Here is a 25,798-nt window from a genome sequence, read left to right on the forward strand (position 1 = left end):
GATTCGTGAGGTTAACAGTGAACCCCGGTGCACGAAGAAGCCGGAGATCAGGATGGCCGTCACGACATTGTCGGCGGGCTGGCCGTCCGTCGGCGCTTCATCAAGGTCATCCCGGTCTTCAGTGGCAGCTCCCGCGACCGGAATGTGGCGCCATCCCGGCCGACGTCGACGTCGCCGTCCGGGCGAAGGCCGTTGAGCAGATCCACGGTCGGTTGTCCCGTGCCAGCGATCGTCATTGCTTGCCTGCCTGCTTGCCAGGTTGCTAGGGCGGGTCACCCCCAGGATGAACCCGCCTGCGCATGCCTCTCCCGCCCGCACATGCCTCTCCCGCCGAGGGGCGCCGCGGTCCGGTGGCCTAAAACTGCCTCTGCAACAATAGTTCGTCAAATCTGGAATACCCCCGGGGGGTAATGCGGTTCTGATGTGCATGGCGCGATGAGCCGATACAGGTCGACCCGGGCACCATGAACCGCAACGGAAAGGAGCTGCAGAAATGAAAACGTTGCCACTCGCGATCTGGGCGATGGTCATCGGCGCATTCGCAATGGGAGCCGATGAGTTCATCGTCGCCGGGGTCGTCAGAGAGATCGCCGAAGACCTCAACGTCACTTACGGGCAGGTCGGCGCACTCGAAAGCATCTACGCGCTCGGCGTCGCAATCGGCGCCCCAGTGTTCACCGCGATCGGTACTAAGTTCGGGCGCCGGTCCATGCTGCTACTGACAACCGCAGTATTCCTCTTTGGCAACGTGGTGTCGGCGCTGGGGCCCAGCTACGAGCTGATCATGGCCGGACGCGTGATCTCCGCCACAGCACACGGCGCATTCCTCGGCATCGCCGCCGTCTTTGCCGCGGAACTTGTTGACGCGGCGAGGAAGGGACGGGCTGTCGCGATCGTCTTCTCCGGTCTCACGGCGTCCACGGTGCTGGGCGCCCCGCTCGGTGCCGCGGTTGGTCAGGCATTCGGATGGCGGTTCACCTTCTGGACGCTGGTCGTCTTCGGGGGAATCGCGCTGCTGGGACTGCTCATCTCACTGCCGCGAACCGCCAAGCAGGGGGTGCACGCGTACGATGCGCACCACGCCCACGATTCCGCAGGTGTGCACGCACATACCCATGAACCGACAGTAGGGCAGAGCCTCGTCGAGCCCGTCGAAACCTCGGCTGCGTCGCACGGGCACGGCCATGCCTCTCCAGCAGCCGGCAGCGAATTTGAGGGGCTCGATGCCCACGCTCTCGCCCATCTCGGCGGCGCCGGAAACGGGCCTACTCTGCGAGAGCAACTCAGGGCCCTCACCCGGCCCGCTGTCTGGGGAGCCTTGCTCACCACACTCTTCGGTTACGGCGGTGTGTTCACCAGCTTCGTCTACCTCGCGCCGCAATACACCGAGGTCACCGGGTTCGACGCGGGCTGGATTACCCCGCTCCTGCTGCTGTTCGGCGCCGGTCTCTTCGTCGGGAATGCGCTCGGAGGAAAGCTCGCCGACAAGGCACTCATGCCCACTGTGCTCGGCGCACTCGCAACCCTGGCAGTGGTGCTCTTCGGGATGACCTTCGCCATCCAAAATCCGATTTCCGCAGTGATCATGACCTTCGTGTTCGGTGTGACCGCGTTCGCGGTCGTCGCACCCCTGCAACTGCGCGTCATGAAGGCTGCCGGCCACGCCCCCGACGTGGCGTCCGCGGCGAACATCTCCGCGTTCACCCTCGGCAGCGCCATCGGCATCAGCCTCGGTGGCGCAGCCATTGACGGCGGACTCGGGCTGGCGTCGGTGAACTGGATCGGCGGCCTCATCACTGCAACCGGACTCATCATCGCGGTGTTGACCTGGGCGCTGCTCGACAGGCGCGCCAACGCCACGACGCATGATCGCGCCCACGAGCACGAGCAAAGCTCAGCCGGCGAAAGCCATGACCACCACAGCGACACGATGGCACCAGCCGGACCGGCCACCGCCGGACACGGTCACGCAGCACACCACCACTAAGCAGCATCCCATTGCACCATCGGGCCGTCCCGTCGAACGCAAGCGGGACGGCCCCTCGATCCGACGGGAAGACCTATTGATCAACCCCGAATTTCGGAACGCTGTCCAAGCCCTTGTGAGGATCAAGCTTTCCGGCGCGGGTAACCTCGTGATGGCATTCGTTCATGCCGGCGTATCACGAGCTGCGCCCCGAGGCCCGCGAGGTCATCGCCCGGCTCACCCGGTCCGGCTACACGACCGCGATGCTCACCGGCGACAACACCATCACCGCCAACGGCCTCGGCAAGGAAGCCGGCATCACCGAGGTCCAATGCACGCCTAAGTAGGCGCTCATGGCCAGCATCGCCGAGTCGTGGCCGCCCGCGAACGTGGATTCGTAGTCCTCTCCGTCCGTCAGCCCGTTATCGGCAAGTAAGGGACTTCGGCATGAAATAGCCTGTGGTGGAACCCGGATCAACGGAAGCAACCTGCTGGCCGGCGACGTCAGCGATGGAGTCGATGCCGCTGTCCGGCCGTGAATAGCAGAACGACGCCGGCTAGTCATCGCCCTTCCAGACCACCAGGGGGCCACTGAACCGTTTTTGACAGCCAGGGCAGTGGAGAACGGACTCATCAATGCCACATCCACCTGGCCCTGGCACACTGCTTCCACCACGCCCAGATAATCGGCGGGCATTTCCCGCTGCACTTCCTTGCCGGTCGCATCGGCGATCATCTGTTCGATGATCTCGGATTCGGCAAGGATGTCCGGATCATCAGTACCGGGCGGCATCGCGAACACGAGCGAGGCGCCCTCCGGCGCCGGACTCTGCAAGAAGTGCTCACCATCAGGGACCAGCTCGACCGCCGCGTCAAGGAATTGTTCGCCGGCCTGCCAGCCTGACTTACGGCGGTACACTATCCGACACGCGGCCGCCGATTCGTGGACCTGAGCGGCTCATGGCAGTCGGATGCCATCTGCTGTTGAAGGTACGCCGGAGCGACGGCCTACTGCCTGTTGGCGCGTTCCTTTCGGAGGCCGTGCCAGCCGGCCCAGGCTGCTGCAAACAACAGCACGGCACCAAGGTAGAAAACGGCGCGGATGCCCAAGATGTCGGCGATGAGGCCGCCGGCAAGGAGTGAGATGAGACGGCCGGACTGCCACAGCATGTCGAAGGTCGCGAATATCCGTCCACGCAGCCGTTCGGGGGTTTCGGCCTGCAGGAGGGAATTGAAGGTGACTGCTCCGGTAGAGGTCCCGAGCCCGTACGCGACCAGCGCTGCCATCGCCGGGACAAGGCCGGCGGCCGTTGCGAGTGCCGCGTCGACTATTCCGCGCAGTACGAAAGGACCCAGCACAAACCCTGCCTGCCGGGGGTTGTCCGTGAACCGGGAAAGGATGAGCGGGCCGATCGCAGCACCGACCCCAATGGCGCCGAGCAACAGGCCATAGTCCGCCTCGCCCAACTGCAAATGTTCCCGGGCCAGGACAACCAGCAGGGCCCCGGTGGCTCCCGCTGAGAGCGCGCCGAGGAACTGCGCTCCGGCCAGCGCCCGCAACAGCCGGTGCCCGGCAAGGACTGATAAACCTTCCCTTGCCTCCCTGTACCACGAGGAACGCCCTGCCGGAGCTATGCCGGCAGGGACATTCAAGCGCAACAACACAGCGGCAGAGGCAAGGTAACTGGCCCCGTTGATCCAGAACGCCCAGTCGTAGCCGAATGCGGCAACCACGACGCCGGCCAGCGGAGCGAGCACAATCTGTGAAACCACCGCTGCGGTCCACAGCCCGCTGTTGGCCGCGACAAGGTCCCTTTCCCGGACCAGGGAGGGAAGGACCGACTGTGACGCCGGATTAAAGAACACTGCGCCGGCAGACAAGCCGAATGCCACAGCGTACACGGCAAAAACGGAGCCGGCCATGAACGGCAGCGAGAATGCGAGAGCAGCCCGCACAAGGTCCGCAGCTATCATCACGGCCACCCGCGGAAACCGATCCACCAAAGGACCGGCAAAAGAAGCCAGCAACAACACCGGAATGATCTCCGCAATCACCACCCCGGACACCCCCAGGCCGGTACCGGTGAGCGAATACACCAGCAAGGCCAGCGCGACCGTGTTGAATGCATCCCCCCACTGCGAAACGGTCCGGGCAATCCACAGGCGGCGATACGGCTGCTGCCGCATCAAGGCGGTGAAAGAGGTCCGGGACTTCAAGCGACCGGTTCGAACAAGTTCATGCCCGCTGGCTCCACTTCTTTCGGTCCGGTGCGGCCAACGCCTGACGGTGACCAGATCGTCGAATATGAGCAGATCTCGCAGGCATTTTCCTCAGCCGGGGACAAAGGTTGTTTGACAGCGGTATCAGGCACAGCAGGAGGTTGGCATTTCGTTATGGAAGATGCCCGCTACCAGGCGCAGACTCTCTGACATGGTCAGGTACGGTGCCCAAGTGTCCGCGATTTGCCGGGTGGTCATACCGGCTTTGATAGCGTAGGTCGCCGGCAGCATGATTTCCCCGGCATGGACTCCGATAGCGCTCACGCCGATAACCTTTCCGGTTCCCGCCTCGGCGACCATTTTGATGGCCCCCCGCGTGTCCTGATTGACTAGGGCGCGCGGCAGATCATCGAAGCTCATCACCCGGCATTCGCACTGGTAGCCTGCGGCGAGGCCTTCGGCCTCGGTCAGCCCGGCAGCGGCGAGTTGGGGGCGGGAGAAAATGACTGCAGGCAAACCGGTGTAGTCGATCCGGGTCGCCGGGACACGGGGATTGTTACGAAATGCATTGGCCGCTGCAGCCTTTCCGGTCGCTGCAGCCACATAGACGTACTGCGGTGCGCCGGTGATGTCTCCGGCCGCAAAAACGCGCGGGTTGGTGGTGCGTTGGCTGTCATCGACCAGGATAAATCCCCGCTCATCGGTGTCGACCCCTGCTGCCGGCAGGTTCAGGCCGTTGGTGCGGGCGGTCCGGCCGGTGGCTACCAGCACTTTTTCGGCGCTGACGCTCTGACCCGACTCGGTGGAGACCAAGGTCTGGTCGTCCTTCAAGGTGACGGAGGCTGCATGCTCCTCGATCATGGTGATGCCGTCCTGCTCCATCACCGAGCGCAGGACGGCAATCATTTCCGGTTCCGCGGAGGGCGCTATCCGGCCGATGATCGTTACTTTAGTTCCCAGGTGCGCGAAGAGCTGTGCCTGTTCGATGCCCACGTAACCGCCGCCGATGACGGCCATAGACCTTGGCAGCCGGGTCAGCTCCATGGCAGTGGTGGAGGTCAGATAATCCACGTCCGTGAGTCCGGCGACGTTTGGTACTGCCGGTTCCGCGCCGGCTGCAATGATGAAGGAGCGGGCCGAGACGGCCTTACCATCGACCCCAAGGGTCTCGGCATCAGAGAAGGACGCCTCGCCGCTGCGGATTTCGAATCCATAGGCCTTGGCGACATCGGCATATTTCGCTCCACGGAGCTGGTCGATCAGCTGGTCCTTCTGGCTGACGAGTGATCCCAGATCCGCTTCCTGGGCGGAAGTCGGCACGCCCGGGAAAGGGTTGGCCAGTGCCGCATTGCGGGTGCCCGCTGCGGCCAGCAGTGTTTTGGACGGTACGCACCCTACGTTTACACAGGTGCCGCCCAACGTGCCGCGCTCGATCAGCAGCACCGTCTTGCCCGCCTGCCGGGCAGTGATAGCAGCGGCCATCGCCGCCCCGCCGGAACCCACCACGGCCAGGTCAAACTCGAAATCCGTTTCCACTGGATAGCTCCTTTCAAACAGCCTCCACCCCAGCATGAACCTTCCAGTAAGATGGAAGGTCAAGAACGAAAAGGACCGGAGGACCGTTGATGAGGATTGGCGAGCTGGCTGCCGTTACCGGGACAACGGCGAAAACACTGCGGTTTTACGAGTCTGCTGGCCTGATTCCGCCGCCTCACAGGAGCCCGAATGGATACCGCGAATATTCTGACGATATGGTTTCCAGGCTCGATTTCGTCCGCAGGGGCCAGAGCGCGGGATTGTCTCTGGCCCAAATCGCTGAAATTCTTCATCTCCGCGATGAAGGGCGTTCACCGTGCGCCCATGTCGAAACCCTCCTGGCCGAGCGGCTGGAAGAACTCGACCGGCAGATTAGCGACCTGTTGGAGCTCCGCGAAACAGTCGCGAAACTCCACGAATCCAGCCGCTCCCCAGACTCGTCATTGTGCCGGCCTGATCAAGTCTGTCGTTATATTTGATCACCAGGGCCTACGCCGCACGTTCAGTTCAGGCCTTCTGTGCCCCAAACACCACGTGTATTCGGTCGCCTCGGCGCCCTGAGACCACGCACCGGACCCAGAGACCGTAACCGCCGTACGTGGGCCCCTGGGAAGGTCAGGAGAAAGCCGGTCAGCCGGTGATGCGCAGCCGGTCCGGGAGCTTCGCTTTACCGGCTGCGCCGACCGCTTCACCCAGTGCGCGGCCTTTGACCTTTTCCGGTCGTGCTGGTGCCTTGTGCACGAGCTCGACTCCGGCGCGTGAAGACGGCGAGCCGATGAGCCGGGTGTAGTCGCCGGCCCGCATCCAGTACGGGGTCGCCGCCAACAGGGGTGCGTTCTCGATGACCGCTGTCGCATCGAACGTTTCCCACGGCGTGAACGGGTAGTCACCGAGCAGTTCGCGGGCCACCCACTTGCCCGGGCCCTTGGCATCGTTGAGCGCGAAGTCGGCCTTCAGGGTGAAGAACGCTTCGCTCATCAGGTGCCGGCCCGGGAACCACTCTTCCCAGTTGGCGACGCCGATGCGGGCGGCGGGGGAGTCTTCGCCGGTGCCGGGGAAGGAGCGCAGCACCTCGGCCAGGGTGCGGTAAATGCCGGCGCGGGGGTCTTTGCCGCCGGCGGTTCGGTCCGGGTGCGGGGCGGCGACGAAAAGGACGGTCAGCCCGGAGGTTTCCAGCGGCCGCTGCGTCATCAACTCCGCCCACTTGCGGACCTTGTTCTTGAAGGAGTCTCCGGTCGTAGCGGTGAGCTCGATGGCGATGCGCAGCCCGTCGTCGCGGACCAGGACGCCGTCGGCACGGCGCTGGTATGTCTCCGGTAGCCTCTTGCCCAGGCCGGAGCCGGCGAGCAGATCCACGGTCGCGTACTTCTCACCGAGCACGGCGCCCAGGGGCAGGTACTCGGCGGCGCGCAGGCACAGCTCGGTGGCCAGGATGTTGTGCCGGTCGTGCAGCCCATTGTTCGACCATTCGCCGCCGCCGGTGACGGAGAGTTCCTCCGGCCAGGTCAGGCGCGGACGGATGAGGTTGTCGAAGACATCAGGGTGACCGGGACGGTACACGGCCGCACGGCTGGCGGCCTTTGTTGCGAGCGGGTTGGGGAACGTTCCGATGTCCATGATCCCGGTGGCGAACGACGCCGAAACGCTCGAGCCTCTCTCATCGGACAGGTAGCGCCGGCCTGTGATCGCGGCCATCTGTTCGGCGGTGACGGTGCGCCAGGAGTCGAGCACCGCCCAGCACGCCAACTTCTCCTTCCAGCCGTAGCCGTGCAGGAGTTTCTCCAGCGCCTCGTCCTGGGTCAACTGCATCTCTTTGCGCGGTGCCGACCCTTCTTCGATCCGCTGGCGGACCATGGACGCCGTCGTCCAGACGGCCTGGGAGCCGGGTGCCCACAGGCGGTCCCAGTACGGGTCCCGGCGCGATTCGGTGGCCAGCTCGGTGTCCGGACACGCGGACGGGAGCATGTCGGCGTGCAGTACGCCTTCGGGTTCGCGGCGGAACGGGGCGACGGTGGAAACCTTGCGCCCGTTGAGCGTGGTGGCTGTCATCAAGCTGCCGCCTGCACATAGCCCTGGGCGGCAGGGTAGGAGGCCATGTTGGCTTCAAAGTTTGGCAGCTTCACGATGAACGCGGACTGCCGCTTCTGGTCGACCTCGGACCGGATGACCACGTGGAAAGGTTCGAGGAACTGGATGTCTTCCTGCGTCCATTCGCCGTGGCCGCCGAGGTTGGCGGCGATCTCCTGCGCGGTGCCGACGTCGGTCTGGGAGAACGAGATCAGTGTCGCGTAGGTGAGGAAGTTGGAGCGCAGCTGCGGGCCTAGCTGCTCGGGCCGCTGCGTCGCAAGGATGGCGCGGATGCCGTAGGAACGGCCCTGGTCGCGGATCCATCCGATCACCTCGGGGCTGGAGCCGGATAGCAGCGAAAGTTCGTCGGCGAAGATGGTCACGTACCGTTGCTGTTCAAGCCAGCCGGAGGTCAGGCGCTTGAGCGCGTTCTGCAGCGAGAACATCAGCAGCGACGAGATCGCGTGGTTCACGGAGTCGTCCAGGACGGCGCCGGTCGCGGACGTGCCGGTGTTGATGATGACCGACTTGTGGCCTTCGATGATCTGGTCCCAGGTGACCTTGCGGCGGGACGGTGACCACCACTGTTCCAGTGCGAGCAGGTCCTCGATCTTGGAGAACGGGGCTTCGACCAGGCCGGCGCGTTTCGACGGCGTGGTGCCGTCGTACAGGAACGCGATGGCGGCCCAGCCGGCTTCGATGACCGGGTCGGGGCTGCCGCGTTCGCGCAGCTTCACCGCACGGGCCTTGATGCCTTCGGCGAGTTCGACACCGACCTTGTCGGAGCGGCCGGCCAGCAGGAGGTAGGCGTAGTACATCGGCGACATGCCGGTGCGGATGACCGCCGGGTCGCGCCCTTCAATGGACTCGATGAGTTCGTCGTTGACGGCCAGCGCCGCGGTCAGCACCGCCTTCAAGGTGGTGGCGGAGCGGTAGCCAATGGCGTCCTTGCCGAACGTGTAGATCATCGCGTTGGTGAAGAAGAGCGCCTTCTCTTCGTTGGTGCCGGGCACGGCGAACAGGTCGATGCCTGGGGTGTTCGGATCGGCGACGTCGATGACGAGCGTGCGGTCGCCCATGGTGTGCCCCCATGCCTGATACTTGGCGACGCCGTCGCCCTTGGACTCGAACGCGATGAGCGTGTTGTTGCGGCCCGGGTAGCCGGGCCGGCCGCACGGGGCGACGCGCTCCAGGCAGTGCCAACCGAACAGTGTCCGGGTCAGCAAGCTCTTGCCGGATCCGGGCCTGCCCACCACCGCAACAGAGAAGGTCATGGCGGGAGCGGACAAATGGGCCTTGCCGTCCTGGTTGGTGCCGATGAACGGACCGATCGGCTGCAGCATTGCCGGCGGGGTGGCGCGTTCGCGCGAGACGGTCTCACCGGAGATGGCGCCCGCGTGCGGGGAGACCATGCCGACGACAACCGTCGGCCCGACCAGGAACACGTCCGGCGCGAACGGGTAGTCGCCGTCGAAAGCCTTGATGTGTTTGTCGATTGTCTTCTTCTCGCCGCCCTCGTTGATGGTGCGCTTGATCGTCTCTTCCTTGTGCGGCGGACGCGGCTTGGTGCGGCGCGACGGCGGCGGTGGGAACTGGGCCGCCGACAGTTTGGCGCGCAGCTTCACCTCGGGGGAACGCATGCGCCCGGTGAGCCCGGCGAGCCCGGTGACGAGCAGGAACCCTGCGATGGCGAACAACGACGGAGCCGTGAAGCCTGGCAGGTCGAGCGGGATTTGCGGCAGGCCGAAGATAGTGGCGGCCGCGAGCAGCAGGCCGGCCGGGACACCCAACCAGGAGCTGTGCCTGGTCTTCGGGAAACGGACGTCGGTGTCCAGATCGAAGCCCGGCATCCCGGAGGTGAACTGGCCCAGCAGCGCGCGGACTTCGTCCTGGCTGGCGCCGCCGGCGGTCACCGAGATCATGATCGCGCTCGGCGAGTAGGAGTGGTGCTGAGGGTTCGCATTGCCCAGCCGGTAGTTGTGCCACTTGGTATGGAACTTGCGCTCTCTGTTCGACGGCTTGCGCAGCGACACCGCCACCCACGAGCCTTCGGGCATCGTGTTGGCCAGCAGCTTCGGGAACTCGGACGGGTCGATCCCGTTCTGGGTTTCGCGGAGCACCGGCGACGGCCGGAAGGTCAGCGTTCCGATCACCGGGGTGTCGCCCAGATCGTCCGGCAGCTGCGTCTCCTCCGACTTCGCGCCGACCGTGTGCGCCAGCGCCAGGGCCGCCTTGGACCGGGCGGCTTCGGCCGGCATGATCACGTACCCGTTCAGGCCGGTCTGCTCGCGCCGGGTCAGCATGGTCGTCGTGCCGTACTGGGTCGCGGCCGAGGCAAAGGTGTTTGCCCGCTGCATGAAGGTCGTCGGGTTGGTGTCGATCCCGCCGGCGCGGGCCATCCGGAAAATGCGCTGTTCCATACTTATAAACATGCGGAGACAGTGGCTCCGAGGCCTACAGGCCCAGGACCGGGGATTTGCGGCTTTTTAGAGGACGGATCCCCACTGTAAAGATGCCGTAAATCCCCGGAAGCCGGTATGGGCAGCCGCCTGGCCCCTTCAGTAGGCATTTCTCTGTCATCACGTGCAGCGGCCGCGAGGACCTACTTCACCTTGCCGGGGGCGGTCCCGTCCTGGTCATTGTGGGTATCTGATCTTGTGTGTGCGGCCGTGACGGTGGGCGGTGGGGTTTGCGCGGACTTTGTCCGAGGTTTTCTCTCAGTTGTACAACCTGTCAATCGTTCAGCTTGCAGCTGGGCAAGCTGTAAAGCATGGCGCCTGTCTGTACGGCTTCGCCAGGACAATGATGAATCATCGCCTGCCCCTGACCTTTGCTTCGCAGAAGCTCAGGACCGTATGGCGGCTGCGCCGCGGGATCGTTGTGTGTCCGGCCGCAAGCGGCCTCGAAGGGTGTGTCTGGTGTCCGGCCGCCCGGCTGTCGGTTGCTGCGCAACGCTCCGTGCCGTGCGACCTGGCGGGGGTGCGTGTCAGTGGTTGGCTTGTCGATGGAAGAGGGTGCAGTATTGCACGGGGCAGTGGCCAGCTTGTGCATGAATGTGCACTTGGGTGATGTGGCCTTCGGCCATGCAGGAGCGGGGTCGTCTTATCGACGACCGGCACGGTCTGCGACACGGGAAACGGACAGGCTGCCATCGAGCCGGCATCCTCTCCGGCAGGGCGCAGCCCACAGACGACAATGAATCGTCGTCTGTCCGCCAGCTTTGCTTCGCAGAAGCTGTCGATGCACGCCTCACCGTGACAACGAGCAGCCACGCACTCAGGGAACGAACAGCGTCCCCTGCCGCGCAGCGGCATTCACCACGAGCAGGCCAAGGACCTGCAGCAACACCCGGCCAGGCGCCCGCCCTGCGGCGAAGCCAGGACGATGATGAATCATCGCCTGCCCGTGACCTTTGCTTCGCAGAAGCTCACGACCGCAAGATGATCGATCAGGTGAACGTAGCGGCACGCGCAAATGTCCCACAGCCTGTGGGAGATCCGGTGAAGGTGCAACAGGCCGTTGCACTAATCGCTGCACTAAAAGTGCCACAAGCCGTGGCACAATTCGGAACCGCCCAATTGTCCAGACGTGTCTGGACAATTCAGGAGGACGCCAATCGTGCAGACACTCTCTGCACCTACAGGGACCACCAATTGGGCAGCAGCCTGCTGCCCAATCAGGAGAAAAGCCCGAGCAACAACAGGCACGGCCAGCGAAGAGAGAAGGCAACCAATCAGGTAACCGGCGGCGCAGCCGCCAGGTCAACGAGAAGCAGCACGAAGAGTGAAACGAGAAGGCAAGCGAGGCGGGACCGCCCGCGCAGCGGGCTAGGAAAGCGGAACGTCACCACAGCGCGGAGGCGTCACGATGCACGGGGTCACCAAAGCGACGGGAGCGCCAGCGACCAAAGCGCAGGAGACCCGGCGGCGCAGCCGCCAGTTCACCAAACAGGTACAGCAAGACGAAGACGACATGACATGGGGGTGAACGCAACGGGACCCGACAAGCAACACGCGACGGTTCGCTTTCGGGTGAGGCGCGCCAGCGCCGAACCCTCTTAACATATGGGCCCTGTCTGCCTCCGGCTTACAAAAATTTCCCGATGGCCCGGCCCCGGCTCCCGTTCGGTTTCCGCTCCCGGTCCTGCGGCTATCGCCGTCGTTCGGCCCGCGCGTTCGCTTGGCCGGGACTTGCGGCTACCGCCGACATAATCGGCACGGTGGCTCGGGCCGGAAGAGGGGTCACCTTGTCAGTTGGATCTCCTCCGATGTCCTGGCCTCCTCAATGCAAGTTCCAGCGGAGCAAGTCACGAGATTCACCGTGGCGGTGGCCGTACCCGGCCGGAAGCTTCCGCGCTGAGGAGTGGACGTGTATGTGATTGTTTGCTCCTCGCCACTGCACAGGAACTGTCCTTCCTCCACCACGGACGTGCCTCGCCCGGTGTCCTGGAAGAGGTCGAAGATGACGATCCCGGTGTCGCCCGCGTCGCAGATCACAGTGAAAGTGCCTTGGGCGGTTCGCTGCGTGAGTGTGGCCTCGTCGCTGATGTCGACGATTTGATTCACGGCGTGGGCAGGGGCTGCTACGGAGAAGGCTCCGAAGGCACAGGCAAGTGCGAGGGCGAGCGAGGTGTTGCACTTTGCATTCATGGGGAGCTCCGTTCGAGGTTTGGGGTGGGCGGGGCGACACGCGACGGATCGATGCCCAGGGGGCGGCTCTGTGTGTCGTCGGATCAGTTTGCGCCTGAAAACTCCTGGGAACAACGGACTCAGGTCCCTATCCTGATGGCCACTTTTCCGATAGGAATTTGAGCCGTGGCTTGTGGCTACCGCCGACCGTTTCCGTTCATGGCCGCGCTGATGGCCGAGATGAAGTCCTCCACGGATTCGACACTGACTTCGTACTGCTTCCCGGAGTCCAGGAGGATCCGAACCTGGGGCCCGCCGGCGATGAAGCCGCGGTGGTTTTTGCCCAGGATCCGGTAGCCGTAGCCGAGGGTTGGAAAGCTGGACGGGTCGACGGAAGCAATATCGCGGAGCGGGATCCGCTTGCGGAAGCAGGAGCAGGAGAGCAGCACGTCATCGGTCGTGACGACTGCCGTCGGCTGCAGGAGCGGCGCTGCGAAGAAGATGCCGACACCGAGCACAATGACGAGACGCATCGCGATCAACTGCCCGGTCGATGACTTATGGGACGGTAACAGGCTGGGCCTGAACCGGCGTCAAACCTGTCTAGGATGTGGCTATGAGCTACGTTGCAAACGTCCTGAGCGTCATGATCGCTTCCCCGTCCGACCTGCCCGAAGCAAGGGACGCCGTAGAGGCAGCCATTCACGGCTGGAATGTGGCGCACTCGCACAACAGGCAGGTTGTGCTGCTGCCGTGGCGTTGGGAGGACAACGCCGTCCCGACACTGGGGGACCGGCCGCAGGCGCTAATCAATGCTCAAGGAGTCGATAAGTCCGACATTGTCTTCGCGCTGTTTGGCAGCCGCCTTGGCAGCCCCACCGGCGAGGCTATTTCCGGGACCGTCGAGGAGGTCGAACGTGCCGAGCAGCAGGGCAAGCATGTGCACGTTTATTTCTCCAACGGCCCGCTGCCTAACGATGTGGACGTCGAGCAGCTGACCGCCGTGCGCAACTTCAAGGAGGCCCTGCAGAAGAAGGGCATCCTTGGGGAGTTTAGTAGCCCGAGCGAACTCAACTACGAGGTATGGAAGGCCATCGAACACGACCTGGCGGCCCTAGACCTGGGAGCCCCAGGTGCCCCAAAGCGTAACGTCGGCGTGGACCTGCTCGTGCAGCCCCGCCGAGAGCGTGAGCTGAAGGGGTACTCGAAGCAGAACAAGCCGCAGTACTCGACGCGGCACTGGCTGGAGATTACCAATCAGGGTGACCAGGATGCCAAGAGCGCCCGTATCGAGGTTGTGGACCCGGACGCAGGGATGATGCTGGCGAACGACGGCGAACTGGCTGACATCCACAGGGGCCAGATGCGGCACGTCCCCCTGATAATGCTGAGCGGTGCTGGTCAGCCCGCGGTGCGCCTTTCATGGACTGAGGACGGCGAAGAGCAGTCAAAGGAATTTCACGTGAGCTGACCGGCCTGATGCCCTGGTTCAGGGCTCCGCGCGGGCGGCCCGGTTCAGGGCCTCTTTCGCCTCGGCAATGGCGCCGCGGGCGTCCGAGAGAGCCCGGGCCTGCTCGTCATTCTGCCAGCGCCGGCCGCTAGTCGGAAGCTACCGCTGCAGCACGCCAAAGCCGTAGGACCTCAGGTCGCAGGCGTGTCTTGTGAGCCTGATGCCTCCGGCCCGCGATCGATTCGATCGCGCACCTCTTTAGCCCACTGCGCGTCGGACATGCGGTTCTGCCGGACCCGGGACGGCCGGTCTGTCTGGGGTCGGTGTACTGCGGGTGTTCTCCGGGCCCGCTCCACATCGGTTTCACGAATTTTCGGGGCGCTGATAATGGCCCATTTCTCGTTCCGGATGCAGGAGACGAATATCTGGCCGATGAGAGCTGAGCAGGAGGGGCAGACGAAGGCGCTGTAGATCGACCCTTTGGCTTGGCTCTTGCGCTTATCGATCACAGCCTTGTCGACGTCTGCCTTGGTCTCCCGCATCCACCGGTCGACAAGCCGGTGTACATCCGGATGGTTCTCATAACGCTTCTGGTCGACTTCGCCTTTCACCTGCAGTGTCGGCACCCTGACGAAAGGCTTGCCGGATTTGGGCCCCCTGGCCTCCCACAGGAGCATCGGGTGTCGGCATTTCCAGCACTGGTTCAGCGTGGCCCAGACAAACGGGCCGTCCTCGGTCTGGATCGTGTGGGCGCCGTAGGCCGCCTCGGGGGAGGCGCTGTTGCGGTTGGTTTCCTCGATCATCCGGGTGTACTCGGCTTGCTTGGCCGCTTCGGCCTGCCGGGCTGTTTCCTGCCGCTTCCTTTCAGCCGCGATTTTTCTGGTCTGCTCATCCGGGGCGCCGTAGGCCCAGTCCGGGCCGAAAGTTAGCAGCCGTTCCAGGAAACGTCGCAGGTCGTGGTCTCCGCGGACGACCTCCTGTTCCGTTTCCAGCTCCAGCAGAGTGGAAGGGTCATCCGGAACCTCGGAGCTCTTGCCGAAGCCGGTGACTACGACGGGGATCTTGATGGGGTGGTACTCGAGGTCCTGGGGGACCAGCCATACCGGGAAGGCGCCGCTGTCGAAGTACCGCTGGCTGCGGCGGCTGTATTCGCTGTGACTCTGGCTGGACAGCTGGACCTCGAAGGCATACCTGCGGCCGTCATCGGATACGGCGAGGACATCGATGATCCATTCCTGGGAAGGATGCGGATACTCGACCCAGGCACTCCAGTTGGGGACGGAGTCGATGTACGCCGCCAGCGCTGCCTTCATGGCCAGATGCTGGGGCGTCTCGCCCTGGTGCTCCACCGTGCAATCGGCCAGCCTGAAATGGGCGAAGAACTGGGTTAGCCCGCGTGCCTTCGCAACAGCCCTGACACCGCACAGCGGCATCTTTAGCCGCTTCCGTTCCTCGGACGCCTGCAGGTCGTCCCAGTCCTGAGACGTCTTCTTGGTGGCGTCGATGCGCTCACCATCCAGATACGCGACAAGTGGCAACCGGCACCCCCGAACTCGGTCCTCAGGGCGGCTCCAGGCGCCGACCCCATTTACGCCGATTCAACCACATTTCGCGTTCTCCGCGCGGACGCCCGTGTAGCACTCTGCCAGGCGGACAACGGAGACGACGGCGACACCGCTCACCTGACCTTCCCCACCGAGGGCAGCCGGACACGCAGCCTTGCCGTCATGATTGATCGCCGGTTCAAGACGACTTCGTAAACCCTCGCCGCTGGAGATAAGGTCTCGGGGAGTGGTGAAAGGATGTGGGGGAATCATGGCAAAGGATCAGGTCTGTTCAACCGAGGGATGTGGAAAACCGGCGGCATTCACGACCAGGAGCAAGCCGGCGTGGTGCACCGATTGCCTGACCGGCATCCTGGCCGAACTCGATCTGGTTCCCCTGGGCGACTTTCCCGGCCAAAACGAGCGCTGGCTGACATGCTGCCGTAATTGCGGCGGCGAGTGCCACTATCTGCTCAAGTACCTGCTGGAACTGCGGACACGAGATGAGCCTGCCTGCAGGCGCTGCTACTGGACCGCCTGGGCTGAGCATGCGAATAAGATGGCCGGCGGTGGCAGCGGACCCGTGGGCGTCGATGAGCTTCGGCAGATGCTGGACCGCAAAGGGTTCGACCCGGTCGAGCCCCTGGTGCCGCTGCCGAGCGCTAACCACCCGGTCATCACCCGGTGCCGGCTGTGCGGGCGACAGGAAGCAAAACGGCCGGGAGAGTTCAACTGCACTTGCACTCGTAATGCTGCTCCGCAGCGGCCCAAACCGGCGGCGCGCGCGGGCAAGACCAAGAACCTGCTAATCGACTCGGGACACCCTGCACTGACGTGGTGGGACCACGAAGCCAACAGCGAGGCCGACCTGCAGACGGTGACACTACGCGCCCACCGCGTCGTCCAATGGGCTTGTCCTGAATGCAGTCACCGGTTCACACGCAAGGTCCTGAGCATGACGGGCTGGCTGCAGTGCCCAAAGTGCGAGGAGGCAAGGAGCACCAGCTGGGCCGAAGAGAGGGAGCAGCTAAAGCGAACTGCGGTCTCTGCCGTGCCCGAACTGCTGGATGCCTGGGCCGATGACGCCGACCCAAGCCAGGTCATGGTGGCAGGCGACTGGCAACTTCGCCGGTTCAAATGTCGAAACGGGCATTACGCCCGGGTGAATCCCTCCACATACCTGAGCTCCGGCTGCCAATTCTGCCGGGGCCAGTCCAAAAGCCCCAAGAGCCGGCCCACCCTGGCTCAAGAACTGCCGGAGATAGCCGCCCAGTGGCATCCAACCCGGAACGGGACCAAGCACACTCCGGAGAACGTGGTGCCGGACTCCAAGCGCACCGTCTGGTGGCTGGCCGATTGCTGCGGCTACGAGTGGGAAGAGCAGGTCCGCAGCCGGAACAAGAATAAGAGGCAGCGTTGTCCGCAATGCCGGACGATCCTCGACTCGTTGGCCTGGTACGACCCGGGCCTGGCGGCCGAATGGAGCCCGGAGAACCCGGTCACCCCCTGGCAGATCCGGCCGACCGCCCAGACCTCCTTTGTCCCGAAGTGGGTGTGCTCCGTGGAGCCGGAGCACCGGTGGGAAGCGGCCCTTGCCGTCCGGTCGAATGGCTCCGAGTGCCCGGAGTGCAGGCAGAGCGGCAAGTCCCGTGTCGAGCTCGACCACTTGGAGGCGGCGAAGAAGGTCTTCACGAAGGTCCGTTCCGGTGCCCCGGTCAGGGATAAGGCGTTCGCCCGCAGATGGACCATTGACATCCTCGCCACGCTCGATGACCGGAAGATCGCCATCGAGTACGACGGCGCCTACTGGCACGCACCCGAGGGTAAGCGGCTGACGGACCGGCGCAAGAGCCTGGACCTGCTCTCCGCCGGCTACTTGGTCGTTCGGCTCCGCGAAGACGACCTGCCGACGCTGGGCATCGACGACGAACGTTACCTCGAGATGCCCGTGTTCTCGACGGCGCCGCGGCCTGATGCAGTTATCGCCGAGGTGCTCAGGTGGGCTGAAGACCGGGTGCTCTCTGGGAAGGAGCTTTCCCAGTGAATGGGCCGTTTGATGTCGTAACCGAAGCCAACCTCGGCTTCCGAAAATCCACTCCTACGATCGTCCGGCCGATCACTGGCGCCCTTCATGTCTGGCTGCCGTACAAGGCCAACGGTGACCATAACAGGTTCTGGATCAAGTCAGGCTTCGACACCGGAGAGAACCTGCGTCCTCAGCTGGAGGAAAGCAATGTCTGGAGGATCTCCAGAAAGCACCTCGGTTTGGCGGTGGAGGCCATCTCTGACCAGTGCGGGCTGGTCGATGTCTACCTCCAGTTCTCGGACAGGCAGCGCTGCAATGACAGCTGCATAAAAGCGAAGAAAGACGAATGCATCTGCTCATGCTTGGGCGCCAACCACGGTGGCGGCCGCTACACTGGCGGGGAAGCCAGGACCCGCAACACCGTCATCCTCTACGAAGGCACTACCGAGGTGTACGTCCGGGTCTGGCGAGGCCAGAACTTCGTCGTCTAGCTGCCCTGCCCGGCGAAGCGGCCCGGCCACGACGCCGGGGTGAATACCAGCCTTAGGGTCTTTTGAGGTGAACTCCCCCTGCTGCCCAATTAACGCTAAGGACGGCTCCAGGATGGCAGCCTGGTGCCACGGAAGTAATAGCCAGCACTGTGCATCATCAAGCTCACCACTCAATCCCGTAGTGGGCTTCAGTTGCGGCCAGCACCCGCTCGGGTTCATCCAGATAGTCGGCAGGGCGGCCACCGTCCAGATAGCCGCTGGGGTCGCACATCCACTGGGCGAGGTCTTCGTCGGTGCGCCCGTACTCTCGGATGACGGCGATCAGCCCGGGGATGGCTTCCCGGATCCGGCCGGCGTCCTGGTCGAACTGGAAGCCCGGGTAGACCACTGCGTTGCGGCGCGGACACCGATGAGCTGGCCGGCCTTCCGTTTATCTGATGCGTAGGAGCTGCGTCCGGTAGCGCGGGAACCGAGCAGTTCGCCGACCTGGCTTCCGGTGAGCATGGCGAACTCGGCCTCAATTGCGCGCCACGCGTTTTCCGTCGACTGCATGCCGGCCATGACTTGTGGGCTGACTGGCAGAGGGAGGGAGGCGAGGGCGGGGCGGATGGCGTCCATGCTGCGGTGCAGGTTCACGAGCGCGCTGTCCAGTGCATCCTGCAGCGCGGCTGAATTGGCTCGCAGCGGTTCTTCCCGGTGGTGGATTTCGGTGTTCACGGCCGCTCCTTCCTGTGCTTCCCGCATTTTCAGGCTAGTTCAGGAAACGGCAGGCGAATAGTCGGGCGGTTTGCGGCGGGGGCTGCGGCTGTTCGTACACGTCCGGGCATAAGGGTGCCCGAGCGGAGCTGACTGCTGCGCCCGGGCACCTGTTTGTCCTTAGAGAGGGCGGATGTCGACCGCCTGCAGGCCCTTCTGTCCCTGGGTTGTTTCGAATTCGACCTTCTGGCCGTCTTCGAGGGATTTGTAGCCGCCGCCGGTGATGCCGGAGTAGTGCGCGAAGACGTCCTCGCCTCCGTTATCCGGGGCGATGAAGCCGAAGCCCTTTTCCGAGTTGAACCATTTCACAGTGCCAGTTGCCATGTTGCTTCCTTCTAGGCCTGCTTTGCGTGTTCCATATGCAAACACCGTTCCCGCTGCCTAGGTGAAACGCTAGGCGGGAACGGGGTCCCGCGGCAAGCATGAAGCGCCAGCTGATTTCGCTTTTACTCGCCGGGCACTGCGCTGAAGCGGCGCCCGCCCCCCGGCCGCCTAGGCAGTTCATGATCCGGGGCACCTCCGGAACTGAGGACTCCACCCGTTGCCGGTGCCGTTGCCTAGTGGAAATCCTGCTCTGTAACGGGTGGGGATGACGCGATAGCAGTGCCACCTGATCAAGGCTCCAGAGGCTCACCGCCGTTCAGCAGTAGGTCGATCGCCACGGGCACTCCTGAGGGGCGTTCCTTAATGCTCAGCAGTCGAGCAGTGTTGAGGTCCTTCTGCCTGGTCGTATTGGGGGCCATCAGGCCTTCATCCCACATCGACCTCCACGAGCTGGGTCCTTTTTGGCCAGGAGGAATGAGGGCAGGAAACTTTTCCTCAGCGATCTTGAATGCACTTATGGGGTCGAACAAGGCAACGGTTCGACCCTCATGCACGTAGATGCTGCCGACGCAGATTCCTTTGGGCATAGGGTGTTCGTCGTGGCCGACGGTCCAGCCGAGTGCATGCCAATTCTCGGGAGCTTTGGTGGGATCAGTCCCGTCGATCAGGTGACAGTACCCGGCTGCAAGCGCAGAGGCAAGGGCTTGTGCAAGTGCCTGGCCCGGACTTGCTTTCGCATGGTCTGCGGCAGTTGACACAGTCAGCGAGCGAATCCTCTGCGGCAGTCCCGTCTCGAAGTCCAGAATTTTTCGGTATTCGTCGCCGAGATTTACGTACTGTGCCATATCGTCAAGCAAAGCGTAGACCACCGAGAGATCACCTGCGAGCTTACCGGCGCGATCCGCAGCGGCCATGCCGACTGTCGAGCTGCATTCAACAGCAGCCTTCTGGTGCCTCCTCAGTTCTTCGCCCAGCCACGAGCGCATTCTCTCCCATGACGTCATGCCACTGCCTGGGCCACTGGAGAAGCGGCTGTCGGTCGACGCAAGATGGCGGATGTAGGAAATTAGGTGGGAAGTGAATCTGGCCTGAGTTCCATCGGACACAGCCAGTTCGGTGATGGCAGCCGTCCTCTTGTGATCGGGGTGAAGGCTTCCAGTACCAATGTGGACAGGAATAGTTCTCTCACGTGCACTAGGCGTCGTCAATTGGTTCTCGCCTGTGATGATGAGCTGAGCAATGGGAAAGTTCCGCTCTTGCGCCTGTGCATCTCGGTCGGAGCGACCCTTCGCAGCATTGTTGAACACGTTTCGGATCGTGTCTTCGAGGTGTGCACTTTTGTTTTGTGCAGCGTCCCTAGACGCGGAAGGAGCAAGATCATCAATGACCCAGATGGGAACGCTGGACAGGACCTTTTCGGTGTATGCGAGAGTGTCACCGGCGGAGCCGGGAGGCATATCGATCCAAGCCGACTTGTCGCGTGCCCAGAAGTACATGGCCGTTTCCGCACTGAAGGTCTTGCCGCGTCCTTTAGGGCCCCAGATATAGATGGAGGTCTTTGGCCGGAGCGGCAGGCAGGGGCGGAGTGCAGCGGCTAGTATGACCGCTGCCGCTGCCGGGTCGCTCCACGCTTCCGAACGGACATAGGTATCCAGAATCGTGCGGAAGTCCTTTCTAACCTGCTCCACATCAGCTGCGTCTTTCCAGTTGAGCTCGCTGATCTCTCCGAAACCATACCTGAGTGAAGTCTCTGGGCTCGGTGTCTTGATTTCGGACGTAACGTCCTCATGCGCCGGAATTACCTGTTCGCCTGCTATGAACGCGGGCAGACCGTGGGCTGTAGGCACCCATCCCATTTGCTGCCAAACCATCGAATCCCTACGTTCGTCCCGACGATGTACTTTAACTGCCTGAAGGAAACCCTCTGCGTGTTGATGCCTGGGGGGCCAATTCGGATGCATCAGCAGCTCAGTCGGTATCACCGCTCCATGGCGGATCCAATCAACCGGCTGGTAGTGCAGAATTTCCTTGGGGCCGGTTACCTGACAGGTTTCCTCCGGCGATCCGCGGTACTCCCAGTTCACTTCCACATCAACGAATACCTTGCCGTTGGCGGCGGCCTCCATGCAGCCAGTCTTCAGCTCACGTGCCGTGGGCCGCCGCCGCGTGAGGAGCTTGGTGATGCGGCCGCCGAGCGGAATTCGTTCTTCCCAGCGCAGGGTAGGTGCTTCATCGCTCCTGGCCGATTGCACGAATTGTTCAGTCCTCAACCCGTCCTCGCTGATACGCCATGCTCCTGGCTTGGTCTCTTCATTGCTGCTTGGTGCTGTCGGCATCTCGAGTACGGAAGCGGAAATCAGTTCGTCCAAGCGGGCACCCGATCCCAGGAGAGAACGAAGGTTTCCGTCTGGAAAGAGTGACCGGCCCGCAAGCGGCGGCAGAAAAAGCGCCCTCGGGGTCGACACCGACGGGTTGTGTTCCAGGGCCTCCCAGACAGTGGATGCCTCTTGATGAGACTTAGCGAGGGAAGCGTGCTGCGGGTCGAAGACGAGCAGGACCTCAGACGGAAGTTCTGCACCGGCCAGGTCATCCGGCAGCGAGGGCCGGTGCAATGCCAAGGCATCCGTGGACAGGACCAGCACCCGATCTTCAAAGGGAACCATTTCCATAATGTCCGTGAGTCTCCGCGCCGAGTTCTGGCCGGATCGGGCCAGTTCGTCACGGCTGATGCCTGAATTGAAAAGGGATTGCGTCAGCCAGGCGTCTGCGGCCATAGGAGAAGGCACACAGACGGCGACATTCGCTTTTTCGATCCAGGACTTGGGTGTTGAGGGGTGTACGCCCAATGAACCGCCCACCTTCATCGTGAAGTTGTGGCGTTCCGGTTCGCCGAGGTGTTCGGGCGAGCAGATGACGAAACTTTCGGCATGGTTAGGACGATTCCCTTTGTGGAGGGAGTCCCGGAGGCTGGCCAGCGAATGCCACGGAATAAAGAGCCCGTCACGCTTCTGGAACTGCTTCTTCCAGGCCTTGCCTAGTGTCGTTGAAAGTTTGACCCCGGCTTCTTTCAGTCGATCGGAAGTCGTAGCTGCATCCATGACCGCATATCCACGCGCGTGTACAACGAGGGGAGCGATGCTTGACGACGAAAGCCATCTGGCCGCCGGGCCATGGAGGGATTCTCGATAGTCATCCGAAGTCCATCGCGGTACTTCCGTAGGAAAGAAAGCGTTCTGCGCAGCCTCGAGAATGGAACCGGGAAATGCAGGCCCTGTTCGCAGCGCGGAATGATTCGCCACATTCATTCTTTTGTCCGTTCTTGTGTCAGTGGCAACTGTATGAGCCGCCAGTGGGTGCTTATGCTTCAATAGGTTCTGAAGATGCAGGCGTGCGGGCTTGGGCGAGGATCTCGGCTACGTCGCTTGGCGCGAACCGGATCGTTCGAGCATCGAGCCGTGTGTGCCTCCAAAGTCGCCGATAGCACTTTTCCCGCACGCTCCTTTCGCTGACGCCGAGTCTGTTCGCGAGTTCAGCGGGTGTAATGAGTTGGTCATTCGGTTCCACGACGATTCCCTTCATCTCTGGTCTCTGATCCGCCCTATGCATGAAGGAGTCGGTATCGGTGACAAAAAGTCTTTGCTGGCCAGAAAACGTGCATTAGCGGAGGAGAAAAAGCCCCATCGGATGGGGCTGAACCACAGTGCGGAGGGCAAGCTCTTCTGATGTCGGCTGCCCCGAGGTCGTTTTGAGCGTTCACCTGCGGCCGACGAATCTCCTCATACCAGGATCAGGAACTCACGCCTCCTGGGAATTCCCTCGAAACCATCCCCCAGAAAATGGCGTCTTCACTGGCTGCCCTAACTGATCCCACCTGACGAGGCCCGCATGAATCCTGTCCCTCGCTGGGCATGATCTCCGGACTTCCTTTCTGCTGATTCAGTAGCAGGGCAACGAGCCCGTCGACTAGTGCCAGGCGTGTGGTGCCACTCATCCGAAGATAGGATTCTGCTGCCGCAGTTCGACCCTTCCGTTGGAAGTCGGCCAGAAACCGGCCAGCTACAGACAATCGATCATCTTGATTTGGAAACATCGTCCTCCGTCCGTGGAACGAACCGCGAGCAGTTGCGTCGCCCAGTGCCTATGCAGGCAAGCGAGGGGACGCCGCGGATTCTTCCGTCAACGACACGATGTGGACCCTGCCGCTGATGGCGAGGCTTGAAGCGGAATCGTCCTGATGCTTCGCCTATTTCGTATTGCGCCGGCTGCCGTTCCAACTGCCCAATTCACAGTGAGCTAATGACTGCTCAGCCCGTTGTCGGGAAGACCAGCCATCGGACCGGTCGGAAAACTCCTCGAAGCGGCAAGGCGAAATGCTCGTGAAAGCGGCAGCGCGTGCAGCATCTAGGTGCTTCTGCAGCGAGTAACGTTGGATTCCCTTGCCACTGCGGTGACCCGGGGCACTCTGGCATGGTCCAGCAGGTCGCATACTGGCTGGGCAACCTCGGACAACCCCGTGCCGAGGAATAAGCCGACCCGTAAGACAACCGTCTTCCCCTTATCTCTCTCTATTTCTAGAGGTTAAGAGAGAGATATAAGTGTTTAGTGCCACCCGGGCCACCTGTTTGTACACCTGCTGCAAGTGAACGCAGAAGCGTAAATGGGCTCCAATCACCGGTTTACATACGGTTACTATCTTTAGTTCTGTCCTGCGGTTTCAGGTCGCATAGGTGGCCCCGGTGCAACGGGCCGCTGCCGGTACACCGTTGGGGCCGTCAAATGCGACAGATTCCGTCCTTGACCGGCGGTATGCCGTCGGTCAAGGACGGTCGACCGGATTCAGGGTGACGCCGGGGCAGACATCGCGATCCGTCGAGTCTTGACGGCAGTTGCATCGGCTAAGGGCTAACCACCAGCCCGCAGAGCCATGACGTGAGCAAGTCGGCTGGCTGCCGTCGGGCGGGCACTGACCCTGGCCGCCAGTGGCAGAGAATACTGGCCTTCGTCAATAACGACAGGCTGGATGGTGTGGAGGCGAGCTTGGAGGATGCCCTGGGATAGCCGCGGCTTCCCTTGCAGTTTCGTGAACTTTAGGTCAGATAGGTTCTCTCCGGTGGCCCGATCCGGGAGTTCCAAGGCCAAAAGTGTCTTAGCAAGATGGTTCACTATTCCTGTATCACGTTCCCTTGAAGATGCCGGAGACGATACCGATTAGAGGAGATCGCAGTGAAACTCGGTTACGCGCGTACTAGTAGGACCGACCAGGACGCCAGTATGCAGGTAGATGCCCTCATCCAGGCCGGCGTCGCAGCAGACAAGATCTTTATCGACGAGCTCTCCGGTGCGAAGGAGGCAAAGGATCGGCCTGGAATGCAGGAGCTGTTGCAGTATGTCCGAAGTGATGACGATGTCTACTTTTGGCGTCTGGACCGGATTGGCCGATCGGTGGTCGATGTCCTGAACACTGTCAATGAGTTAGTCGAGCGGGGTGTGCGACTGCACTCGATCATGGACAGCGTCGATCCTACTTCGCCACAGGGCAGAATGCAGCTGGCGATGATGGCTACTCTCGCCGAATATGAGCGGGAACTGATAAACGAGCGGGTGCGCGCTGGCGTGATCGCCGCACAGAAGCGTGGGGTTCGATTCGGGCCATCCCCCCTGGACGAAGCGATCGCTAAAGAACGTGTCGCCACCGCAAGGCGGATGATGGCTGCCGGTAAGCCCGCTAACTTGGCGGCCAAGACCGTCGGGTGGTCTAAGTCAACGATGTACCGGTACTTGAAAACTTATGGGAATGAGCCCATGGAAGAAGATGCCCCGGTGCGCCCAGGCAAGGATGGGTCCAAATATGCGGCGAGGAGGCGCAGTATGCCGCCCCGTGAACAGTGATGGCCTCCGAGGGTGCATCGCACCTTTCCGATTAGCGCTGGTGCCAGAGTCGCCGAACACAACAACTGGCCCGAGTGATGGCATATCTCTAACGGCAGCCGTGGTACCAGAATCAACTCAGATTGGACATGCATGTTCGATGTATACGAAGTTACTGACCATGACACGGCTACGTATCGAATGACTTCCGCTGCGGGTACTGCTTATTTACTGGATCTGAGGCCTCCCAGTCGTACGCTGACTCGGCTTCCATTCGAACACGATCAACATCCCGGATTTGCTTTGGACCCAGCAAGGGGGCTCCGTCGCGACGGCGAGCCACTGCGTCTTGTGTTTCTGGATACTTTAAGAGTGGGGGAGAGCGCGCGCTTTTGGCTGGACGTGCGTGAAGATGGCGTCTTAACCTGGCGGGAAACCACCCCCATAACGAGCATTACCGAACTGAAGAATGAATCGTAGCGCATATGGGCTGTCTACCCGTCTTTCACCGCGGAAGGGCGACTATTGTCCGACATTTTCCTGATGAAGGCCATCTCTCTGTTTCACCACGAGTCGGGCATCGTTGTTCGAGGGTCTCTTTGAGTGGCTGGCCACGCCGGCGCAGCACTTCGCGGTCTCCCGATGAGGGGTAAATACATTGAATGGCTCAGTGGCTTGACCGAGGCGGACGGCTGGTCGTTAGGGCGGTAGCTGAGCGCCGGCGGAAAATAAATATCCCGTAAATAGCCCTTTTGTGGATTCAGGCCAAAGTAAAACCCCGCCTGCTCAAGCGTTTTGCCTAGTCAGACGGGGTTTTCTAGTGCACCCCCCGGGACTCGAACCCGGAACCCATTGATTAAGAGTCAATTGCTCTGCCAGTTGAGCTAGAGGTGCAGTGTGTTCGGAAGAGTTTCGGACCTTT

Annotated in this window: 19 protein-coding genes, 1 tRNA gene and 2 pseudogenes; 8 read left to right on the forward strand and 14 right to left on the reverse strand. The window is 62.5% G+C overall.

Annotated features, from left to right (window positions below; translation table 11 throughout):
* Window positions 1-59 precede the first annotated feature (59 nt).
* The gene (locus tag HGO92_RS14555; RefSeq protein ID WP_169996045.1) at window positions 60-236 is read right to left on the reverse strand and encodes a hypothetical protein; all 177 of its coding nucleotides are present in this window, start codon (window positions 234-236) and stop codon (window positions 60-62) included.
* Window positions 237-493: 257 nt separating this feature from the next.
* Here HGO92_RS14555 and HGO92_RS14560 point away from each other — a divergent pair, with 257 nt between their 5' ends.
* A complete protein-coding gene (locus HGO92_RS14560) occupies window positions 494-1,987 on the forward strand; it encodes an MFS transporter (RefSeq protein WP_169996047.1) in 1,494 nt (497 codons plus the stop codon).
* Window positions 1,988-2,166: 179 nt separating this feature from the next.
* Window positions 2,167-2,295, forward strand: a pseudogene (locus HGO92_RS14565) (HAD family hydrolase); the annotation flags it as partial.
* A 35-nt stretch (window positions 2,296-2,330) separates the two neighbouring features.
* Here the strand turns inward: HGO92_RS14565 and HGO92_RS23780 are convergent.
* The 3 genes and pseudogenes from HGO92_RS23780 to merA all read right to left on the reverse strand — a co-directional run.
* Window positions 2,331-2,759 (reverse strand): annotated as a pseudogene (locus tag HGO92_RS23780) (PhnD/SsuA/transferrin family substrate-binding protein); the annotation flags it as partial.
* A 215-nt stretch (window positions 2,760-2,974) separates the two neighbouring features.
* Window positions 2,975-4,153, reverse strand: a complete 1,179-nt coding sequence (locus HGO92_RS14570; RefSeq protein ID WP_169996049.1) for an MFS transporter — start codon at window positions 4,151-4,153, stop codon at window positions 2,975-2,977.
* A gap of 177 nt (window positions 4,154-4,330) precedes the next feature.
* On the reverse strand, window positions 4,331-5,722 hold the full coding sequence (gene merA, locus HGO92_RS14575; protein WP_169996050.1) for a mercury(II) reductase: 1,392 nt from the start codon (window positions 5,720-5,722) through the stop codon (window positions 4,331-4,333).
* 89 nt (window positions 5,723-5,811) lie between these two features.
* Between merA and HGO92_RS14580 the strand changes: the two genes are divergently transcribed.
* On the forward strand, window positions 5,812-6,201 hold the full coding sequence (locus tag HGO92_RS14580; protein WP_169996052.1) for a heavy metal-responsive transcriptional regulator: 390 nt from the start codon (window positions 5,812-5,814) through the stop codon (window positions 6,199-6,201).
* Between the two features lie 151 nt (window positions 6,202-6,352).
* On the opposite strand, the gene HGO92_RS14585 is transcribed toward HGO92_RS14580, so the two are convergent.
* The 4 genes from HGO92_RS14585 to HGO92_RS14600 form a co-directional block, all read right to left on the reverse strand.
* Window positions 6,353-7,771, reverse strand: coding sequence for a hypothetical protein (locus tag HGO92_RS14585; RefSeq protein ID WP_169996054.1), 1,419 nt, complete (start codon window positions 7,769-7,771; stop codon window positions 6,353-6,355).
* Window positions 7,771-10,209 carry a type IV secretory system conjugative DNA transfer family protein gene (locus HGO92_RS14590; RefSeq protein WP_240974653.1) on the reverse strand — a complete coding sequence of 813 codons (2,439 nt, stop codon included), beginning with the start codon at window positions 10,207-10,209 and terminating at the stop codon, window positions 7,771-7,773. The genes HGO92_RS14585 and HGO92_RS14590 overlap by 1 nt, the downstream gene beginning before the upstream one ends.
* Before the next feature lie 1,821 nt (window positions 10,210-12,030).
* A complete protein-coding gene (locus HGO92_RS14595; RefSeq protein ID WP_169996058.1) occupies window positions 12,031-12,438 on the reverse strand; it encodes a hypothetical protein in 408 nt (135 codons plus the stop codon).
* 176 nt (window positions 12,439-12,614) lie between these two features.
* Window positions 12,615-12,950, reverse strand: a complete 336-nt coding sequence (locus HGO92_RS14600) for a hypothetical protein (protein WP_169996060.1) — start codon at window positions 12,948-12,950, stop codon at window positions 12,615-12,617.
* A gap of 83 nt (window positions 12,951-13,033) precedes the next feature.
* Between HGO92_RS14600 and HGO92_RS14605 the strand changes: the two genes are divergently transcribed.
* Window positions 13,034-13,888, forward strand: coding sequence for a DUF4062 domain-containing protein (locus tag HGO92_RS14605; protein WP_169996062.1), 855 nt, complete (start codon window positions 13,034-13,036; stop codon window positions 13,886-13,888).
* Window positions 13,889-14,058: 170 nt separating this feature from the next.
* On the opposite strand, the gene HGO92_RS14610 is transcribed toward HGO92_RS14605, so the two are convergent.
* Window positions 14,059-15,405, reverse strand: coding sequence for a competence protein CoiA (locus HGO92_RS14610; protein WP_169996064.1), 1,347 nt, complete (start codon window positions 15,403-15,405; stop codon window positions 14,059-14,061).
* Window positions 15,406-15,682: 277 nt separating this feature from the next.
* Between HGO92_RS14610 and HGO92_RS14615 the strand changes: the two genes are divergently transcribed.
* Both HGO92_RS14615 and HGO92_RS14620 read left to right on the forward strand, forming a co-directional pair.
* Window positions 15,683-17,455 (forward strand): zinc-ribbon domain-containing protein, encoded by a 1,773-nt coding sequence (locus tag HGO92_RS14615; protein WP_169996066.1) that lies wholly within the window; start codon window positions 15,683-15,685, stop codon window positions 17,453-17,455.
* The gene (locus HGO92_RS14620) at window positions 17,452-17,928 is read left to right on the forward strand and encodes a hypothetical protein (RefSeq protein ID WP_169996068.1); all 477 of its coding nucleotides are present in this window, start codon (window positions 17,452-17,454) and stop codon (window positions 17,926-17,928) included. Before HGO92_RS14615 ends, HGO92_RS14620 begins: the two co-directional genes overlap by 4 nt.
* A 163-nt stretch (window positions 17,929-18,091) precedes the next feature.
* Here the strand turns inward: HGO92_RS14620 and HGO92_RS14625 are convergent, their stop codons facing one another.
* From HGO92_RS14625 to HGO92_RS14640, 4 genes are all read right to left on the reverse strand, one after another.
* On the reverse strand, window positions 18,092-18,316 hold the full coding sequence (locus HGO92_RS14625) for an antitoxin Xre/MbcA/ParS toxin-binding domain-containing protein (protein WP_169996070.1): 225 nt from the start codon (window positions 18,314-18,316) through the stop codon (window positions 18,092-18,094).
* Window positions 18,250-18,645, reverse strand: a complete 396-nt coding sequence (locus tag HGO92_RS14630) for a hypothetical protein (protein ID WP_169996072.1) — start codon at window positions 18,643-18,645, stop codon at window positions 18,250-18,252. The genes HGO92_RS14625 and HGO92_RS14630 overlap by 67 nt, the downstream gene beginning before the upstream one ends.
* 159 nt (window positions 18,646-18,804) lie before the next feature.
* Window positions 18,805-19,008, reverse strand: coding sequence for a cold-shock protein (locus tag HGO92_RS14635; RefSeq protein WP_169996075.1), 204 nt, complete (start codon window positions 19,006-19,008; stop codon window positions 18,805-18,807).
* Window positions 19,009-19,298: 290 nt separating this feature from the next.
* The gene (locus tag HGO92_RS14640; protein ID WP_169996077.1) at window positions 19,299-22,106 is read right to left on the reverse strand and encodes a hypothetical protein; all 2,808 of its coding nucleotides are present in this window, start codon (window positions 22,104-22,106) and stop codon (window positions 19,299-19,301) included.
* A 298-nt stretch (window positions 22,107-22,404) separates the two neighbouring features.
* On the opposite strand from HGO92_RS14640, the gene HGO92_RS14645 reads away from it, so the two are divergent.
* Entirely contained in the window at window positions 22,405-22,731 is a 327-nt protein-coding gene (locus HGO92_RS14645; RefSeq protein WP_169996079.1) for a hypothetical protein, read from the forward strand.
* A gap of 1,500 nt (window positions 22,732-24,231) precedes the next feature.
* Window positions 24,232-24,897: a recombinase family protein gene (locus HGO92_RS14650; RefSeq protein ID WP_169996081.1), complete on the forward strand. Its 666-nt coding sequence runs from the start codon at window positions 24,232-24,234 to the stop codon at window positions 24,895-24,897.
* A gap of 800 nt (window positions 24,898-25,697) precedes the next feature.
* Here HGO92_RS14650 and HGO92_RS14655 read toward each other — a convergent pair.
* Window positions 25,698-25,770 (reverse strand) — tRNA-Lys (locus tag HGO92_RS14655).
* Window positions 25,771-25,798: the final 28 nt, after the last annotated feature.

The sequence above is a fragment of the Crystallibacter degradans genome, assembly GCF_012952295.1.
Taxonomy (GTDB): domain Bacteria; phylum Actinomycetota; class Actinomycetes; order Actinomycetales; family Micrococcaceae; genus Crystallibacter; species Crystallibacter degradans.

Bases quoted from the DNA above. Each gene is read 5' to 3' on its own strand.
- HGO92_RS14560 (WP_169996047.1), top strand. From the start codon at position 494: ATGAAAACGTTGCCACTCGCGATCTGGGCGATGGTCATCGGCGCATTC.
- HGO92_RS14605 (WP_169996062.1), top strand. From the start codon at position 13,034: ATGAGCTACGTTGCAAACGTCCTGAGCGTCATGATCGCTTCCCCGTCC.
- HGO92_RS14555 (WP_169996045.1), bottom strand. From the start codon at position 236: ATGACGATCGCTGGCACGGGACAACCGACCGTGGATCTGCTCAACGGC.
- HGO92_RS14595 (WP_169996058.1), bottom strand. From the start codon at position 12,438: ATGAATGCAAAGTGCAACACCTCGCTCGCCCTCGCACTTGCCTGTGCC.
- HGO92_RS14570 (WP_169996049.1), bottom strand. From the start codon at position 4,153: ATGCGGCAGCAGCCGTATCGCCGCCTGTGGATTGCCCGGACCGTTTCG.
- HGO92_RS14590 (WP_240974653.1), bottom strand. From the start codon at position 10,209: ATGGAACAGCGCATTTTCCGGATGGCCCGCGCCGGCGGGATCGACACC.
- HGO92_RS14580 (WP_169996052.1), top strand. From the start codon at position 5,812: ATGAGGATTGGCGAGCTGGCTGCCGTTACCGGGACAACGGCGAAAACA.
- HGO92_RS14615 (WP_169996066.1), top strand. From the start codon at position 15,683: ATGGCAAAGGATCAGGTCTGTTCAACCGAGGGATGTGGAAAACCGGCG.
- HGO92_RS14585 (WP_169996054.1), bottom strand. From the start codon at position 7,771: ATGACAGCCACCACGCTCAACGGGCGCAAGGTTTCCACCGTCGCCCCG.
- HGO92_RS14600 (WP_169996060.1), bottom strand. From the start codon at position 12,950: ATGCGTCTCGTCATTGTGCTCGGTGTCGGCATCTTCTTCGCAGCGCCG.
- HGO92_RS14635 (WP_169996075.1), bottom strand. From the start codon at position 19,008: ATGGCAACTGGCACTGTGAAATGGTTCAACTCGGAAAAGGGCTTCGGC.
- HGO92_RS14640 (WP_169996077.1), bottom strand. From the start codon at position 22,106: ATGGATGCAGCTACGACTTCCGATCGACTGAAAGAAGCCGGGGTCAAA.